This is a genomic window from Thiothrix lacustris DSM 21227, from assembly GCF_000621325.1.
GTDB lineage: Bacteria > Pseudomonadota > Gammaproteobacteria > Thiotrichales > Thiotrichaceae > Thiothrix > Thiothrix lacustris.
Genome location: NZ_JHYQ01000025.1, coordinates 14,914 through 33,012 on the forward strand (window position 1 = coordinate 14,914; position 18,099 = coordinate 33,012).

Consider the following 18,099-nt stretch of genomic DNA (forward strand, 5'->3'; position numbering starts at 1 on the left):
GGGAGGGCTCATGCCAAATACTACTAAATCGTCGAGGATCAAAACGTTCGCAGCCGTTTTGTTTCCATTGGCTGCGGTGTTACTTGCTTATATTGCACCGTCAGCCGGTGTTGCTTGGGTGGTAACTATTCTGATGCTGACAGTTTATCTGTTTGCATTTGAGGTGCTTAGCGTTGATGTGGCAGCCATTGTCATTATGGTGTTGCTGGGATTGAGCACGCTGGTAGCGCCTTTTATCGGCCTGTCGAGTGGCCTAGTGCCTGCCGCGCATTTGTTTGATGGATTTTCCAGTAACGCGGTTATGTCTATCATTGCTGTGATGATTATCGGTGCGGGGTTAGATAAAACTGGCCTGATGACTAAGGTTGCAGCCTTTATCCTGCGGATAGGCGGAACCAGTGAAAAAAGCATTATCCCGATCATTTCTGGTACGGTGGCGTTCATTTCATCCTTCATGCAAAACGTGGGGGCGGCGGCATTGTTCCTGCCAGTGGTGAACCGTATTTCTAACCGTTCTGGTATCCCGATGTCGCGTTTGCTGATGCCGATGGGGTTCTGTGCGATCTTGGGTGGTACTGTCACCATGATTGGTTCCAGCCCGTTGATTTTGTTGAATGACCTGATTCTGAACTCCAATAAGCATTTGCCAGAAGCTTCACAACTGCATACTTGGCAGATTTTTGATGTGACCCCTATTGGCTTGATGTTGGTTGCAGTAGGTATCCTGTATTTCGTGGTAGCAGGGCGTTTTGTATTGCCCAATGTTGCCGCCCGTACTACTGAGAAAGAAAGCACGCTGGATTATCTCAAGCGTAATTATGGCATTTCGCTGACGCTTTCTGAAATGCACCTGAAGAATGACAGCCCGCTGTTGGGTCGTAAATTACTTGAGGTGGAAAAGGAATTCCATATACGGGTCATTGCTCTGAAAGACGGCGATCAGATCCGCACAGGTGTGGATGCGTTAGATCGTGACATCGAATTCCGCAAGGGTCAGACCCTTGGCCTGCTAACGCTGCCACAGCGTGAAACCACCGTTGTGCAGAAAGCTGGGCTGGAAAAACACAATCGCACTCGAACCTTTGGTGATTTGCTGTCTGACAAGAGCGGTGGTATTGCTGAAATTGTTATCCCTGCCCATTCCGCGTTGATCGGCAAATCTGCCATTGATGTGTGGCTGCGCAAACGCCACGGTATTTCCCTGATGGGTATTTTGCGTAATGGTGAAGTCCTGAATGCAGAGGATGCCAATGTTGCTGAAATCCGTGCGATTCCGTTTCAGGCGGGCGATATGCTGCTGGTGTACACAACGTGGCCTGCGTTAGAACGTTTGGAAAAAGACCGTGACTTTATTGTCGTGACCAATGATTTCCCTCGTGCTGAGGACATGCGTCCTTCTAAAGTGGGCTGGGCGTTGAGTTTTTTTGCGATTGCGTTGGCCTTGGTGTTGTTTACTGACCTGAAATTGTCGATTGCCCTGATGACGGGCGCGATTGGCATGGTGCTCGCAGGCGTGTTGAACATTGATGAAGCCTATAAAGCGGTGTCGTGGAAAACAGTTTTCCTGCTGGCCAGTTTAATCCCGCTAGGCTATGCGGTGGAGTCGACCGGTACGGCCAAATGGATTGCAGAAAGCGTATTAGCCGTGGTCGGTGATATGCCTATTTGGGTGATCCAGGCGGCTATTGCAGTACTGGCTACCCTGTTCTCACTGGTGATGTCGAATGTGGGCGCAACGGTATTGTTGGTGCCGTTGGCCGTGAACATCGCGATTGGGGTGGGGGCGAATCCGTCAGTGTTTGCGTTGATTGTGGCGCTGGCAACCTCTAATTCCTTCATCATCCCTACCCATCAGGTGAATGCTTTGATCATGGGGCCTGCGGGGTACCGTGTGCCAGATTTCCTCCGTGCTGGTGGGATCATGACGCTGTTGTTCCTAGTGGTGTTGATCGCTGCTATTAACGTGTTGGGTTATGCCTAAGGTCTTAGGTGGTGTGGCAATATGGATATTTTAGAAATCCTTTACCGTGACGAATACCTTGTTGCCATTAACAAACCGTCCGGGCTGCTGGTTCACCGCAGCCTGATTGACCGCCACGAAACCCGGTTTGCCATTCAGATTACCCGTGACCAGATCGGGCAGAAAGTTTACCCGGTACACCGTCTCGATAAGCCCACCTCCGGGGTGTTGCTGTTTGCACTCGACAGCGACACCGCCCGTTTGTTGAATGCACAATTCATTGCCGGGTTGGTGCAAAAAACTTACCTTGCGGTGGTGCGCGGGCATACTGATGCCAGTGGCATCATTGATTACCCGCTGAAAGAAGAACTGGATAAGCTTTCTGATGCCCATGCGGATCAGGACAAGCTCGCGCAGGAAGCCATCACCCATTACCGACGGTTAGCAACGACGGAACTGCCTTATCCTGTAGGGCGTTATGCTAGCGCCCGCTATTCATTGCTGGAATTACAACCCAAAACCGGGCGTAAGCACCAGTTGCGCCGCCACATGAAGCATATTTTTCACCCGATTGTTGGTGATACTACCCACGGTGATGGCAAGCACAATAGCTTGTTCCGTGAGCAATTTGCCTGCCAGCGCCTGTTGTTGCACGCGTCCAGCCTGCACTTGACCCACCCTCATACCCATGAAGCTTTGATGCTTGAAGCGATTCCGCCAGAAGATTTTGGTGATGTGGTACGGTTATTGCTACCTCTCCAGTAACCACCAATAATTAGCGGATTACTACGAGAGGGTTCTATGGAAAGGCATTCACCACTCACCTTGGATCAGATCCTGACCCAGTTGGCTAACGTGCTTGGGCACAAACAAACGGGCACGTTTTATATCGCCACGGATAATAATACGTCCTGCCGCTTTGCGGTTAATGCTGGCAAACTTACCCATTGCACCCACCGCCGTGATCAGGGGGCAGCGGCGCTGCGCAGCTTACTCGATATTCAAGGCGGTTCCTGCTCGTTTTCGGAAAATCAGTCAATTCCATTTCGTGCCGAAGCGATGGTTGATCATCAAGCGAGTTTGGACTGTTTGGGGATCCAGCCGATTATGCCGGTCAAACCAGTAGTGGTGCGTTTACCTGTGAATATTCCACCTCCCAAAGCAGTCGTCGCACCTATTTCGAGCGGAGTTAATAACCACTTTTACCGGGGAGGCGGCTAGCGCCCAGCCAAGCTGCACCACGCACGCCACTCGAATCCCCAAAATGGGGCGCAACCAGCCGGGTGCTCACCTGATCAGAAAACACGTATTTCCCCCAGCGTTGCGGTACATTGGTATATAGCCGCTGGATATTCGACATGCCCCCACCCAGCACGATGACATCCGGGTCGAGGATATTGATGACGTGGGCAAGGCTTTTTGCCATGCGTTCCTCGTAAGCCTGCATCAGGGCTTCAGCCTGTGTATCACCCTGTTCCGCAAGCCTCACAATGTCAGCCGATGCGCGTTTACTACCCGTTGCCAAGCGGTATTCCGCCTCAAAACCTACCCCAGAAAGCCAAGTTTCGATACAGCCCTGTTGGCCGCAATAGCACGGTTTGCCGGGTAACTCGCTCACAGTAGGCCACGGTAATGGGTTATGCCCCCACTCCCCGGCAATGGCGTTCGCGCCCGTCAACACCTTGCCGTGCACCACGATACCCGCGCCAGTGCCCGTTCCCACAATCACCGCGAAGACGACCGCCGCACCAGCACCCGCGCCGTCGGTAGCTTCGGACAGGGCTAAACAGTTGGCATCATTTTCGGTTTTTATTGGGCGTTGCAGCAGGTTCTCCAGATCCGTCGGCAAGGGTTTGCCATTCAACACCACCGAATTGGCGTTTTTTATCAAACCTGTAGCGGGTGAAATCGCACCGGGTGTGCCGATACCCACGGTGCAGGTTTGCCTAGCGTGCTGTTCCGCCTCATCCACCAGTTGTTTGATGGTCTGCAAAATCGCGGCGTATTGGCCTTGTGGCGTGGGTAAGCGTTTACGGAAAATCTCATGGCCTGTCTCATCCAGCAATAATACTTCGATTTTGGTTCCACCAAGGTCAATGCCAATTAACACGCGTTACCTCCTAATTTCAAAAAACCTGCGCTAAGTCATGATGAACTCTGGCAAAATAATGCTAAATTACCCGAGATTACCTTGAACATAGACGAAAATGGCAGGCGTTACTATGCAATTTGACGACATTCTCACCCGTTCCCCGCTGATGGAGGCCGTGTTGCGTTCCGCACACTTGATTGCCCAGACCGACGCCAGCGTGCTGATTACCGGCGAGTCCGGCACGGGCAAGGAATTGGTTGCCCGCGCCATGCACGCGACCAGCCCACGCTGCAAACAAGCCTTCATTACCGTCAATTGCGCGGCCTTACCAGAAACCTTGGCAGAATCCTTGCTGTTTGGGCATCGTAAAGGCGCTTTCACCGGTGCGGATAGCCAGCACCTCGGCCTGATTGGTGCGGCAGAGGGTGGTACGCTGTTCCTCGATGAAATCGGCGAATTGCCCTTGACCCTGCAAGCCAAACTGCTGCGTTTCCTCGAATCCGGCGAAATCCTCCCCTTGGGTGAAACCCAACCGAAACGCCTGAATGTACGGGTTTTCGCTGCTACCCACCGCGACCTGTACGCGCTGGCGCAAACGGGCGCATTCCGTCAGGATTTGTTCTACCGCCTCAATATCATTCCGGTCGAATTGCCCGCGTTGCGTGAGCGCAAGGAAGACATTGAGCTGCTGGGTAAGCATTTCCTCACGCAATTCGCAGCACAGCACAAACTGCCTGTCGCGAGTCTGGCCAAAGAAGCCCGTCAACACCTGTTACGCCATGCGTGGAAAGGCAATGTGCGTGAACTACGCAATCTGTGTGAACGCCTCAGCATCCTGCTGGCAGGTCGCGACATCGGTCTAACCAATCTGCCGTTGGAAATCCGTTCCGCCGCGCCACAATTTAGCGCTGCACCCTTCAGCCTGCCTGAAACAGGCATCAATCTGGAAGATTTGGAACGTGACTTGCTGAATCAGGCGTTGGAACGTACCCAGAACAATAAAACCCACGCTGCCCGCTTACTCGGCATCAGCCGCGATGCGCTCAATTACCGCTTGAAGAAGCAAGCAGTCTAGCGTCACTTTTAGACCTCAGGTCGGAAACGCTCGGCACACTCACCCTTTCTCTGCCACACCTTGTAGGTAAGCCACAAGCTGAGAAGGAGTGAGTGATGTCCGTTAGTGATGTGTCAGTGTTGAAATATTCCGTGTTGGGTTCCGCGATGTTGACCTTGACGGGGTGTGGTTTGAACCCGCCTCGTGTGGCAGATATATTGCCTATGCAAACCATCCAGCCAGCCAAAGCTGCACCAGCCCCTGTTAAACAAGCTCGAGTTAAGCAAACGCAGCCTGCTCCTGCCAAGCCACCGTCCACGACCTTACAGAAAGCCCCGGCTCCCGTCTCCGCCTCAATAACTGCGCCAGCACCATTACCTACTAAAGCCGTAGCCAGTACCACGCTTGATAAAGTGGCGTTTTGTGCGCTCAAGCAATGTGGCAAAGGTTACTGCTGGGGCGGCAATACCCCGATGAAGGGCTTTGATTGCAGCGGCTTGACCCAGTATTCCTTTGGGCAGGGCGCAAGTGTGGAGATTCCACGCACAGCAGCAGCTCAATACAAAGTTGCTTTGAAAGTCTCTAAAAAAGAGGCCGGGCGCGGCGATCTGGTCTTCTTCAAAACACGCGGTTCACGGGTCAGCCATGTGGGGATTTATCTGGGCGAGGACAAATTCGTCCACGCCCCCCGCACCGGCAAACCCATTATGGTCAGTAAACTGAGTGGTTACTGGCAACACCGTTTGGTCGGTTTCGGACGCATTCCGGGTGCACGTAAACCGCTCGTACCAAACAGTGTTGTGTAAGGTTTAGTGAGCTGGCGGGGTGATTTCCTGTATGGGCGCATTGGTCATGGTAGTACTACCGTCTTCAAAGGTTAGGGTAATCGGTGCGTTTTCACCCACTTTCATATCTTGTTTCAGGCCAATCAGCATGATGTGTAGGCCACCCGGTTTCAATTCCACTCGACCTTTGGCAGGAATGTCGATCTGCTCAACCTGACGCATTTCCATCACGCCGTTGTTGTTGGTGTGAGTGTGTAACTCTACCGTGGCAGCGACCGGGCTGGCAGCCGATTTGACGCTATGATCGACGTCAGAGGTATTCACCAGGGTCATGAACGAGGCGCTGTTAGGTTGACCCGGCGGCACGGCGCGAGCAAACGGGTTTTCAACGGTGATGCCATCCGCTGCTTTGCTGGCACTGGCTGGCTTGGCTTCCGTGCTGGCGGTGGGGGTTGGGCTGGCTGCTTCTGGGGCTTTGTTCTCGGCAGTTTTTTCGCCGCAAGCGACCAACAGGGAGATCAGGGCGCTTAACACCGCGATACGGTAAACAGGTTTCATGGTTCTATCCTTTCTTGAAGCAAATCTTAATCAGAATTCGGTTTCGAGTTTCAGCCAGGCACTGCGCCCCGCTTCGTTGACACGCTCAATCGTACCACCCAAGTCCAGATTGCGGCGACTGACGTGCTCGGAATAGGTTTTATCGAGCAGATTATCTACCCCAAAGCGTACTTTTGTCGATTTGTTGAGGCTATAACGCCCGTAAGCATCCACCACGCCGTAACCCGCGCTGTCGCCGACTTCGGTTGCGTCGATCATGGCGGTATCAATGCGGTCTTGCCCGGCCGCGAAGCGTACCCGTGTGCCGCCGCTCCATTTGCCACCGTTGTAATCCAGTTGCAGTTTGCCGTTGACAGGAGGCGTTTGCGCAATCGGGCGGTCATCCGTGGTATTGGTGCGCTTGACGTAGGCGACATCGCCGGAAAGCCGTAGTTTCTGGGTCAACTTGGTTTCTGCCCCCAATTCCGCGCCGAGCAGTTCGGCGTCGACGTTACGGTAAATCTGTGCGCCCGTTTGTGCGCCGGTGGTTACTTTGTCACGCAAGATGTAATCGTCTACCTTGTCGGCGAAAACCGTGCCTGTCCAGCGAATATTGCCACGTTGCTGGCTGAGACCAAGGTCAAGCTGGTCGTGCTTTTCCGGTTTGATGTCAGGGTTGCCGACCCAGCGATCGGCGGCGGTTGCGCCCCATTTGTTGATGAAGCGTTCGGTTTCATCGGCCGTGCGCACGCTGCGGCTTGCCCCGGCAAACGCGGTGGTGGTGGCATTGAGGGATTTTTCGTAACGCAGCAAGCCACCCACATTGGTTTCTTCCTTGTCCGTCGCGCCGTAGCCGTAAATGGCGGTGTAATTCTGGTTGGCAGTGCGTCCGCCTGCGACGGTGCTGGCTTTGGAGGCTGCTGCTTTTACCTGATCAACCCGCACACCGTATTTTAGTTTGTCCGCAGTGCCAAGCGGGGTTTCCGCTTCGGCGAAAACGCCGGTCTGGTCGGTGGTTGCGCCTGGCCACATCAGGCCAGTTACTGTGCCGCCCATCGACATGTTTTTCATCGTGGCATTACGGTCGCGGTTTTGCACGTTCACGCCATAGGTAACGTCGGTTTTGCCGAGGGTTGATGTTAGCGCCAGTTTGCCGCCGGTGGTGTCGGAGGTGGTGGGAACGGCCATTTTTGTGCCGGTTTGGGTGCGCAGGCTGTAATTGTCCATCAGGTGGTCAACTTCGCTGAGGTAAACTTCCGCTTCCACGCTGTTGACCTTGCCGTCGAGCTTGTCCTGATATTTGAGGCGCTGGATGGTGCCGGATTCTTCCGGGCTGTCCATGCTGGCGCCTGGGTAAAGGGCGTCGGAAAAGTCATTGTTTTCGTAGCTGTATTCCAGCAGGCGGTCGGGGGTGGGGGTTGCGCCGAGTACGATGCCTTGTTGCTTGTGTTTGTAGGAGGAGCGTACTTCGTTGCCATCGCCGTCTTCGTAATTGCTTGCTTCGCGATCCTGTGTGAAAACACGCGCATAGCCTTTTGTGAAGGCTTTGGTGACATCGGCGGAAACGTCGTGTGTGACGCCATTACTCATGGTGGTGGCGGAGGCTTTGCCACTCCAGCCGCCGTCCGGGTCAAGGATGCTGCGGGTATCGCGCTCGAACAGTACCGTGCCGCCACTGCCGCCGGAACCGTGTTGCAGGGTTTGCACGCCTTTTTCCACAGTGACTTTTTCGTAGGTTTCCAGTGCTGCCCAACTCGCGGGTGGGTCCATGCGATTGGGGCAGCCGCCGTGGACGTAAGCACCGTCCAGCAACACATTCAACTGGGTTTGGGATTGCCCGCGAATAATTGGTTCCAGCCCACGCCCACCAAATCGGCTAGCGGATACGCCGTTCAATTGCTTGAGGAAATCGCCACCATCCGCAGGTAACACCGCGCTGCGTTCCGCTGACAGTGGCGCGGCTTCGTTGGGAGAGGGGGCTTTTTTGGTGGATTTGATGTCAATGACCAAGGTGTCTTCGGCATTCGCCACCGCGCTCAATATCAGCAGGGAACTTAGGAGTGTCAAACGGGCGAGGGTGTGTTGCATGGCTAAACCTTTCAAAATCTGTTACTTAGCTAACGCATAGCAAGTAAAATGCCAATGCTTAAGTTATTGATTTAAAAGTTTATTAATTGCTAATTTGCTAATGCAAACGTGTGAAATAACGCGATTGCTGTGTGATTTCACGCTATTATCCTCGCCATCTTGTAACCGGATACAGCAACGCCATGGTTCCTAACCGTACTGAACGCCCTGTGGGCAGCCGCCGTGACTGGCATAATCTGCAATCCATGCTGCCCTTTTTGTGGGAATACCGGGGGCGGGCGCTGTTTGCGCTGGTTTGCCTAATCCTTTCCAAAGTGGCGAACGTGGGTGTGCCGGTCATTCTCAAGGACATCGTGGATGCGTTGCAAGGCAAGCCTGAACAGGTGCTGGTGTTGCCTGTCATTTTGCTGCTGGGTTACGGCGCATTGCGGTTGGCGAGTGCCTTGTTCAATGAGTTACGTGACACGGTGTTTGCGCGGGTACGCTACCACGCAATGCGCAAGCTGTCGGTGCGGGTGCTGGAACATTTGCACAACTTGTCGTTACGCTTCCATTTGGAACGCAAGACCGGCGCGATTAGCCGCGACCTTGAGCGTGGCACTAGCTCGGTTAGCACCCTGATGAATTTCATGGTGTTCAGCATTATCCCGATTGCGGTGGAATTCACCTTGGTGGCGGTGATCATGTTGAAGAACTACGCGCCCGTGTTTGCGCTGGTGACGTTCGCGACGGTGGCGGTTTACGTGTTTTTCACCGTCAAAATTACCGAGTGGCGCATGGATCATCGCCATGAAATGAATCGGCTGGATTCGCAATCCAGCAATCAGGCGATTGATAGTCTGATCAATTACGAGACGGTCAAATACTTCAATAATGAAAAGCTGGAGTTGGGGCGTTACGACAGCACGCTGGGGCAGTGGGAAGAATCGGCGGTCAAGAGCCAGACTTCGATGTCCTTGCTGAATTTTGGGCAGTCGTCGATCATCGGCATCGGTGTCACGATCATTATGTTTTTTGCCGCGAATGGCGTGGCGACGGGCAGCATGAGCATCGGCGATCTGGTGATGGTGAATGCCTTTATGCTGCAATTGTTTTTGCCGCTGGGGGCGCTGGGTATTGTGTATCGGCAAGTAAAATACACGCTGGCAGATATGGACATGGTATTCCGCTTGCTCGAAACCCCGCAGGAAGTGCAAGACAGGCCGGGTGTGGGCGAATTGCAGGTGACACAGGGTGAAATCCGTTTTGAGGACGTGAATTTTGCTTATCAGCCGGAACGCCCGATTTTGCAGGGTGTGTCGTTTAGCGTACCGGCCGGGGCGAAGCTCGCCGTGGTCGGGCATAGTGGGGCGGGGAAATCGACGCTTTCACGCTTACTGTACCGTTTTTATGATGTGACGAGCGGGCGCATCCTGATTGATGGGCAAGATATTGCGGGGGTGAGTCAGGCCAGTTTGCGCAAAGCGATTGGTATCGTGCCGCAGGATACGGTGCTGTTCAACGACAGCATTCGCTACAACCTGCAATACGGCAATCCGCAAGCGACGCAGGCTGAGTTGGAAAAAGCCGCCGATATGGCACACATCCGCCGTTTCATCGACAGCCTGCCAGACGGGTGGGATACGATGGTGGGTGAACGTGGTTTGAAACTGTCTGGCGGCGAAAAACAGCGGGTGGCGATTGCCCGTGCTATTTTGAAGAAACCCCCGATCCTGATTTTCGATGAAGCTACCTCGTCACTGGATAGCGCGACCGAACAGGCGATCCAGCAGACCTTGCACGAAGTCGCCGGGCGTTACACCACGCTGATGATTGCACATAGGCTGTCGACGATTGTCGATGCCGACCGGATTCTGGTGATGGATGCCGGTAAGGTGGTGGAGCAGGGGACTCATGCGGAATTGCTGGCACTGCGTGGGCAGTACCAGCGGATGTGGGAGCTACAAGCGAGGGAAGAGGGCTAGTTTTGGTTTAGCGGTAAGCCCGTAGTGCCATTATGTTATGCGGCGTCGGCTCTTCTTCTGACTTAATGGGCTTGATGCTGGCAATGTCAGCCAATTTGGTGGTTTCTAGGCCATCATCGGTATTGGATGCTTCCGGCTCCTGATTTAAGCTCGGCTGCTCGGCGGGAGTGTGATGCTCAAGTGCAACAGCAGGTTGCTTTGCTTCTAAGCTGGATGTGACGTTTTGTACGGCTACTTCCAGTGAGAATAGCAAATCACGTGCATTCTCCATGCCTTGATGTAGATCGCTGGACATTTGTTCGGTTAAGTCCAATGTCTTGGCAATACGTTCGACACGAATGTGGTCAATATGCTCGAATTGCTGTTGGATGCGACGGCTTAAGTCATTACTTTGTTCTTCGCGACGGCGCATGGTTTCAACATGTTGACGGCTTTCTTCTAAACCGGAGGTTAGTTCGTGGCGAGCAAGATCCGTACTTTGCAATAGGGTGCTGAAGTGTTCGTTGGCTTGTAATTCTAAACCTTCCATTTCGGTGTTGAATTTTAGAAAAACAGTATCGGCATCTTGTTGGTAGTGCTGCATTTGTTCCAGTAAATGGCTGGATTCTTTGAGCATCGATTCTAAGCGGTTATGAACTTCAGCAGATAAGCGGGCATTTTCTTGCTGGTTGTGTGCTTGTTCCTGATGATGTTCAAGCAGGCGACGGGTGAAGCCTTGCGCCATTTTTTCCTGTTCACGTAAGCGAACTAAGCTATCGTCAACTTGTGTTAAGCCTTCGTGTAATTTGCTGCGGATGCGTTTGACACTTTCCACTGAATCGCCGAGCTGTTCATCCCAATAGCCTTGCAGGTGTTGCAAGCGGTCGCCGAGTTGACTGGATATATCCCGTATTTCTTGTTCGGCACTGGTGACACGTTCAATAATACGTTCGGCTTGTTCCGCGCGTGCCTGACTGGCTTCATAGCTACGGGTTGCGTATTCAACTTGAGATTTGAGTTTGTTAAATAACTCTTCTGCGTCTTGAGCGCCATGCTGGGTCACTTCTAACACGTCGGCTACCCGTTTGCGGTCAGCTTCCGCTTGCAAGCGAACGACCCTTAACTCTTGGGTTTCCTTACTATTCGTTTGCGGTAATAGAAGCAAAACGGCTCCTATCGCAGCCATTAGTGCAACTAGGATGATGATCCAGTCAATATAACCCAGCATAAGTAAAAACCCTGTATCTAAACCAATAATTTATTCTATCTAGTATAGCGTTGGATAACAGAATTGCTCGTTCAGTTCAATTCTATGGCAGATATTGTGAGCCATTGTTTTAATAATATTGTGGTGACGCCCCTGTCATCCAATCTATCGCTAATAATAAGCGCTACTCATGGTGCACGATTTTTCTCTTGTTGTCACGTAAAGCCAGATCAACGAGTAGTAGGTATTGATGGGTGCAGTCTGTCCGGCAATGCTGGTATTGCCGGATGAGATTGTTTAGCATTTAAGTTGGTTTTCTGACGAGCATGAAAACACGGTGTAGGCCTGAGATCGAATAGGTGGCTGAAGAGGCACTCTCGCCTACTCCCGTGTACAAATCGAAACGCCCGTCTCCTTTGATGGCTGGACCATTGTCTTGGGCGAATAAGATACGCCACTCCGTGCCATTTGGGTTTTTTCCAGCCGCATCAAGTCGAGGTAATTCGGCCAACAATACAGAACCATGAGGGATATAACGACTATCTACCGCAATCGTGTGGCCGGGGATCACTAAGCTACCAGAGGCGGTTCTAGGGCTGTTTTGGGTTTCATGGAAAAAGATGTAGCGTGGATTGCTAGTCAGTGCTTCGAACAGAACGCTTGGATGATTCTGTAACCATTGATTAATGTTGTGGTGGTTCATCGCACCAATCTTGTAACCTTTACTCACTAAATAAGAGGCGACCGATTTGAAGCTACGTCCATTGTCACCGGCATAATCGAGGGTAGCCGTGGTGTTATCTGTATAGTGGATGCGGGCAGAACCTTGAAGTTGTGCTGTATAAAGCAAATAGGCATTGTCGACCCATGCCACCTCTAGTCCTTTATTTGCCAAAGCACCACGGGCAATATCGGCATGAGACAGATTTTTTAGATTGTTAGGGGGTTTACTGTAAACAGGCACATTAAAACGTGCAGTACGTATTCGGCTGCCCTCTAGAAGTGGGGTGTAATACCCTGTGAAATGCCCTTTGCCGTTACTGGATGAGATGGGAATGAGGTCAAATTGCTGTGCCAGTGCGTCGGGTAATAACGCACCTTGCCAATTCAGTAGCCGTTGTACTGTTTCCATCAAGGTTTTATTAACAAGGGTTCTGCCGAGCGGGGCTGCGCGTTGCCATTGTGGCTTATTTTCTAGTGAGCGGGCTTGATCAAGCAAGCCTTGTTTGATTGGGTTACTCAGCGGAGCTGGTGTTGAATAAGCGGCTAACTGTAGGCGTGGTTGTAATGAACCTTGGCGACTGGGTGCAAATTCTCCGCGTTGTGGGTAAGGTTGCGCCCATGATTCCCATAGCGGAGCCTCTGCAAAGGACGGTGTCGTAACGCTGCTGATTACGACAGTCAGTAATGTGGTCGCCATATGACGTTGAAACATGTTGACACCCTTAAATTGTTGTTATGTGATGGGTATGTGTGGTTGTTAGTATTATGGGGTTAGTGTGTGGGGGCGGAAAGCCATAAACGGTATATTCGGATAAATGGGCTATGGCATTAATAAAAAATATTATTCGTCGTATTTCGTATTGATAGAATTGTAAACAACGATTCATCATAAAATAATGATAAGATTTTAGGAGTTTTTTGATAATGAAAATAAAAATTTACGCTTTTTTTGTGCCATTCGGCATGGCGTTTATGTTGCTATGGGTAACTGCTGTACACGCCGCTCCTGCTTACAATTCTAGTGCTAATATTACGCAAATGACGGCTATTCTGGATGGACCAGGCCTGTCTGTGGGGAATTTGTCCGTCACACGGGGTGTGGCGCAACAGTATGGTATTTTTAATGGGGGTGGGGATGCCTTTGGGGTCAATACCGGCGTTTTTTTGAATACTGGAAATTTGGGAAGTATTCAGGGGCCAAACACTAGTGCCGATTATTCAAGCAATACCAAAGTACAATATTTGGATGCTGATTTGGGCAAGATCAATACCACTGCTAAATATGACCCCGCCATTCTTGAATTCGATATTACACCTGCTGGTGACCGAGTGAATTTTGTGTTTGCATTCGGTTCGGAAGAGTACCCCGAGTATGTGTGTAGCCGATTTAATGATGTATTTGGTTTGTTTGTTTCTGGGCCAGGGTTGGATGGTGTGAGAAACGCAGCCTTTATGCCGGATACTGGTGAGGCAATAGCCGTCAATAACGTGAATGCAGGGGTTAGAGGTTCTAACACGGATGGTTCTGCTTGTCAGTTGGGTAACGCCGCTTACTTTGTGGATAACGGCAATGGCAGTGGGAGTAGTTTGAGCCAATTGGATGGCTACACGCGTGCGATGACAGCTTCATTGCCCGGTTTGATAGCGGGGCAGACGTATCATATCAAACTGGCGATTGCGGATGCGGGTGACCCTGCCTACGATTCTGGTGCCTTTTTTAAATGGTTAACCAGTACTAATTCAACCCCCGTGGATTTGTCCTTGCACGTCGCAACGAGTAGCCTTTCCCCGGTTTGGAATAATGAGGTGGAGATTAGCTATACCGTCAAAAATGCATCATCCATTCCGACTAGCTTGGTTCAAGTAGATCTGGAATGGCCAGCCGGGTTGGTTTGGGTGGGTGATGATTCGGCGGGCAGTTACAATGCGACGACTGGGGAGTGGAATGCGAATGTGATTCCCGCGAATGGTTCTAAAACACTCAAGGTTCGGGCGCGAGTGGGGACAGCTGCCAGCTATCGCATTGATGGTGAAATTACGTTTGCTTTCAATGTGGACTCTGATTCTACGCCGTTTAATCGTCGTATTTACCCGAATGAAGATGACACTGCTGTACTGACGCTTTTTCCCGTGGAAAAGCCAATCAACTTGCCACCGGTTCTGACCAGTAACGCTGGTAAAGCCACCGCCACGGTATTGGTTCCAGAAGGGCAGACAGTGGTGACGGTTATCAGTGCTACTGACACCAGTGCTGTTACTTACACTATCAGTGGTGGTGCAGATGCCGCCAAATTTACGCTCAATGCAAGCAGTGGTGTTCTAACGTTTATGTCAGCACCGGATTATGAGTCTCCAACGGATAGCGACAAAAATAATGTATACGAGGTGCAAGTAACCGCGAGTGATGGCAGCTTGAGTACGACTCAGACCTTACACGTTTCTGTGACGGATGTTGTTGAAATAGAGCCGCCCGTGATTAGTAACGCTAGTGCGATTGGCTATTCTGAAAATGCGACAACTCTCGTGATGGATATTAATGCCACCCATAAAACCGAAACAGAGGGCAAGGGTTTGGTGTTTAGCTTTTCTGGGCAGGTAGATGATGCATTGTTTGAGATAAATCCCGTGAATGGCGTGGTATCGTTTAAGCAACCCCCGGATTATGAACAGCCATTGGATGCTAATGCGGATAATGCCTACATTGTTGGTATCCGTGTCTGTGATTCGCACGCAACATGTGATGATCGCGTGGTGATTGTGAGCGTGCAGGATGTCGATGAAGATACAGATAAGGATGGTTTACTGGATTCTGTCGAAAAAGTGCTTGGAACTGATCCGAAGAAAGCTGATACCGATGGTGATGGTATTAGTGATAAGAATGAGCTGGGTGGTGATCTAACTGCTCCTTTGGATCACGATAAAGATGGCTTGATTGATGCGTTAGATGATGATGATGATAATGATGGCATCCTCACACGCTATGAAATACCAGATCCTAATGGTGATGGCAATGCGGCAGATGCCCGTGATTCAGATGCAGACGGTAAGCCAGATTATCTGGATACGGATGATGATGGTGATACGGTACTGACACGTTATGAGATACCTGATCAGAACGGTGACGGTAACCTGGGCGATGCGCGTGATACGGATAAGGATGGCATCCCAGATTATCTGGATACGGATGATGACAATGATGGTTCACCAACATCAACCGAAAAGTCTGATCCCAATGGTGATGGTAATCCTAGCGATGCGATTGATAATAATGGTAATAATATTGCTGCTTATCTTGATGCTGACGAAGACTTTTTGGTGACTGTGCAGCTGCGCGTTATCTTGCAAGGTGCTTATAGCAGTAGCACGGGCCTAATGAGTAGCGCTTTGCACCAACAGAGCATTTTGCCCACTTTACAGCCGTATGGTGAGCTGAAAAGTGCATTTGGGTATGTAGATTCAGGCGGAACGGTGTCACCGTTCAAGTACTATGGAAAGGAAACCATTGGTGCTGCCGTATGGGGTGCGAGTGGTAATGCAGCACCCGTTGATTGGCTATTGATTGAGTTGCGTGATAAAGCTGCCCCGGCGACGCGAGTGGCTGCCATTGCTGCTGTATTACAACGTGATGGTAATGTGGTGGATGCTGCGACAGGTTCAAAAACGCTAAAGCTATTTGATGTGCTGGATGGTGATTATTATGTGGTGGTGCGTCACCGTAATCATTTGGGCGTGATGACGGAAGCACCTGTTTATTTAACAACGCCTCCTAAGATGATTGATTTTAGCCAGCCTGAAACCAAGGTTTATGGCGGCGAGACGGCACGTTTGCAAAGTAAAACAGTGGCGTTGTTATGGTCGGGGGATGTGAATAACAGCAATAGCATTATTGTTAGTGGGCCTGGCAGTGATAGTAATGTTATTTTGGGGACGATTTTGGTTTCGGCTGATAATAAGTTGGTGAATGCATCGTTCCGTTTAGTCGGGTATTACGCCACTGACCTTAATATGGATGGTGTCGCGTTGTACAGCGGGCCTAACAATGACATCAATATATTATTAGGCAATGTGTTAGTGCATCCAGATAATCTGACCTTCAGTAATAATTTTATCATTAAGGGCAGTGTGCCACGTTAGTTGGTCGGTGTCGCAGGTTGCCAGCAGCAAGCGGCTTACACTATAGTAAGCCGCTTATCGCAAGACTATAAGCCGCAAGAACGGAGAAACCATGTCGCAGGCTGATTCCATCCATACCCTATCTTTGAAGGGCATTCACGACGGGGTGCATACGGGCAAATTTTCTGTCATGGAAGCCACGGATGCCTACCTTGATCGTATCGAACGCTTCAATCCTGAATTGAACGCCTACATTACCGTGACCCGCGACACTGCCAAAACGCAAGCCGTGGACATTGACAACCGCATCCGCAAAGGTGAACTCACTGGGGCGATGGCGGGCGTGCCGTATGCGCTCAAAGATTTGTTCTGTTCGGAAGGGGTGTTGACCACCTGTGCTTCCAACATGCTCGCTAACTTCATTTCGCCTTACGATGCGCATGTGGCTGAAAAGCTCAAAGCGGCGGGCGGTGTCTTGCTGGGCAAGAACAATATGGATGAGTTTGCGATGGGGTCTTCCAATGAAACCTCGGCCTTCGGCAGTGTGTGTAACCCGTGGGATGTGAGCAAAGTACCGGGCGGCAGTTCCGGCGGTGGTGCGGCAACGATTGCGGCACGGCTTGCGCCGATGACGTTGGGCACGGATACCGGCGGCTCGATCCGCCAACCTGCTTCGTTCTGTAATATCACTGGGATTAAACCGACTTACGGGCGCATTTCGCGTTACGGCATGATTGCGTTTGCTTCCAGTCTTGACCAGTGTGGGCCAATGGCTGCGTCGGCGGAAGATTGTGCGCTGACCCTGAATATCATTGCCGGGTTGGATGGGCGCGATTCCACCTGCATGGATTTACCCGTGCCGGATTACACCGCCACCCTCAACGGCTCTCTCGAAGGCTTGCGCATTGGTTTGCCGAAAGAGTTCTTCGCAGAAGGCTTGGATGCGCAGGTGGCTGATGTGATTGACCGTGCGATCAAGCAGTTTCAAGCCAAGGGCGCGATCATCAAGGAAGTGACCTTGCCGAATAGCCATCTGGCGGTTCCGGTGTATTACGTGGTGGCTCCGGCGGAATGTTCCTCCAACCTGTCGCGTTTTGACGGGGTGCGTTTCGGGCATCGTTGCGAGAATCCCAAGGATTTGATGGATTTGTACGAGCGCAGCCGTTGGGAAGGTTTCGGTGATGAGGTGAAACGCCGCATCATGATCGGTACTTACGCGCTGTCAGCAGGCTATTACGACGCTTATTACCTGAAAGCCCAGCAAGTACGCCGCTTGATCAAACAGGACTTTGAAGCAGCCTTCAAAGACGTGGATGTGATCATGGGACCCTCTTGCCCGACAACCGCTTTCGGTATCGGTGAGAAAAAAGATGACCCGATTTCGATGTACCTTGAAGACTTGTACACCATCCCGGTCAGTTTGGCAGGTTTGCCGGGGATGACCTTTCCGATTGGCTTTGCGGCTGACGGTTTGCCGGTCGGGATGCAATTGGTCGGTAACTACTTCGAGGAAGCGCGGATGTTGAACATTGCGCATCAGTACCAACAATGGACAGACTGGCATACGCAAGTGCCAGCCCGTTTCGCCTAAGGAGGC

The 18,099-nt window shown here is 51.5% G+C and carries 13 protein-coding genes; 8 read left to right on the forward strand and 5 right to left on the reverse strand.

All coding sequences use genetic code 11. The annotated features are described in order from the left end of the window. The first annotated feature begins 10 nt into the window (after positions 1–10). Genes Q394_RS0112675 through Q394_RS0112685 form a run of 3 tightly spaced genes read left to right on the forward strand, consistent with a single transcriptional unit; the run spans position 11 to position 3,181 of the window. On the forward strand, positions 11–1,981 hold the full coding sequence (locus Q394_RS0112675; protein WP_028489600.1) for an SLC13 family permease: 1,971 nt from the start codon (positions 11–13) through the stop codon (positions 1,979–1,981). Between the two features lie 21 nt (positions 1,982–2,002). Then, positions 2,003–2,725: a tRNA pseudouridine(65) synthase TruC gene (gene truC / locus Q394_RS0112680; protein WP_038141498.1), complete on the forward strand. Its 723-nt coding sequence runs from the start codon at positions 2,003–2,005 to the stop codon at positions 2,723–2,725. Between the two features lie 36 nt (positions 2,726–2,761). Beyond that, positions 2,762–3,181 (forward strand): hypothetical protein, encoded by a 420-nt coding sequence (locus tag Q394_RS0112685; protein ID WP_028489602.1) that lies wholly within the window; start codon positions 2,762–2,764, stop codon positions 3,179–3,181. On the opposite strand, the gene Q394_RS0112690 is transcribed toward Q394_RS0112685, so the two are convergent. Next, positions 3,150–4,070: an ROK family protein gene (locus tag Q394_RS0112690; RefSeq protein WP_028489603.1), complete on the reverse strand. Its 921-nt coding sequence runs from the start codon at positions 4,068–4,070 to the stop codon at positions 3,150–3,152. The two genes, Q394_RS0112685 and Q394_RS0112690, sit on opposite strands and share 32 nt — an antisense overlap. A 112-nt stretch (positions 4,071–4,182) precedes the next feature. Here Q394_RS0112690 and Q394_RS0112695 point away from each other — a divergent pair, with 112 nt between their 5' ends. Together Q394_RS0112695 and Q394_RS21565 are read left to right on the forward strand one after the other, a co-directional pair. Continuing rightward, positions 4,183–5,127, forward strand: a complete 945-nt coding sequence (locus tag Q394_RS0112695; RefSeq protein WP_028489604.1) for a sigma-54 interaction domain-containing protein — start codon at positions 4,183–4,185, stop codon at positions 5,125–5,127. A 95-nt stretch (positions 5,128–5,222) separates the two neighbouring features. Next, on the forward strand, positions 5,223–5,912 hold the full coding sequence (locus tag Q394_RS21565) for a C40 family peptidase (RefSeq protein ID WP_051543420.1): 690 nt from the start codon (positions 5,223–5,225) through the stop codon (positions 5,910–5,912). Positions 5,913–5,915: 3 nt separating this feature from the next. On the opposite strand, the gene Q394_RS0112705 is transcribed toward Q394_RS21565, so the two are convergent. Both Q394_RS0112705 and Q394_RS0112710 read right to left on the reverse strand, forming a co-directional pair. Continuing rightward, on the reverse strand, positions 5,916–6,449 hold the full coding sequence (locus Q394_RS0112705; RefSeq protein WP_028489605.1) for a copper chaperone PCu(A)C: 534 nt from the start codon (positions 6,447–6,449) through the stop codon (positions 5,916–5,918). A gap of 30 nt (positions 6,450–6,479) precedes the next feature. Then, positions 6,480–8,516: a TonB-dependent copper receptor gene (locus Q394_RS0112710; RefSeq protein ID WP_028489606.1), complete on the reverse strand. Its 2,037-nt coding sequence runs from the start codon at positions 8,514–8,516 to the stop codon at positions 6,480–6,482. A gap of 182 nt (positions 8,517–8,698) precedes the next feature. Between Q394_RS0112710 and Q394_RS0112715 the strand changes: the two genes are divergently transcribed. Then, the gene (locus Q394_RS0112715) at positions 8,699–10,480 is read left to right on the forward strand and encodes an ABCB family ABC transporter ATP-binding protein/permease (protein ID WP_028489607.1); all 1,782 of its coding nucleotides are present in this window, start codon (positions 8,699–8,701) and stop codon (positions 10,478–10,480) included. A 7-nt stretch (positions 10,481–10,487) separates the two neighbouring features. On the opposite strand, the gene Q394_RS0112720 is transcribed toward Q394_RS0112715, so the two are convergent. Both Q394_RS0112720 and Q394_RS0112725 read right to left on the reverse strand, forming a co-directional pair. Further along, a complete protein-coding gene (locus tag Q394_RS0112720) occupies positions 10,488–11,687 on the reverse strand; it encodes a coiled-coil domain-containing protein (RefSeq protein WP_028489608.1) in 1,200 nt (399 codons plus the stop codon). Positions 11,688–11,970: 283 nt separating this feature from the next. After that, on the reverse strand, positions 11,971–13,101 hold the full coding sequence (locus tag Q394_RS0112725; RefSeq protein WP_028489609.1) for an MltA domain-containing protein: 1,131 nt from the start codon (positions 13,099–13,101) through the stop codon (positions 11,971–11,973). A gap of 212 nt (positions 13,102–13,313) precedes the next feature. Between Q394_RS0112725 and Q394_RS21570 the strand changes: the two genes are divergently transcribed. Together Q394_RS21570 and gatA are read left to right on the forward strand one after the other, a co-directional pair. After that, complete coding sequence (locus tag Q394_RS21570; RefSeq protein WP_028489610.1) at positions 13,314–16,523, forward strand: choice-of-anchor L domain-containing protein; 3,210 nt, start codon at positions 13,314–13,316, stop codon at positions 16,521–16,523. Between the two features lie 91 nt (positions 16,524–16,614). Further along, positions 16,615–18,093: an Asp-tRNA(Asn)/Glu-tRNA(Gln) amidotransferase subunit GatA gene (gene gatA, locus Q394_RS0112735; protein ID WP_156946867.1), complete on the forward strand. Its 1,479-nt coding sequence runs from the start codon at positions 16,615–16,617 to the stop codon at positions 18,091–18,093. Positions 18,094–18,099: the final 6 nt, after the last annotated feature.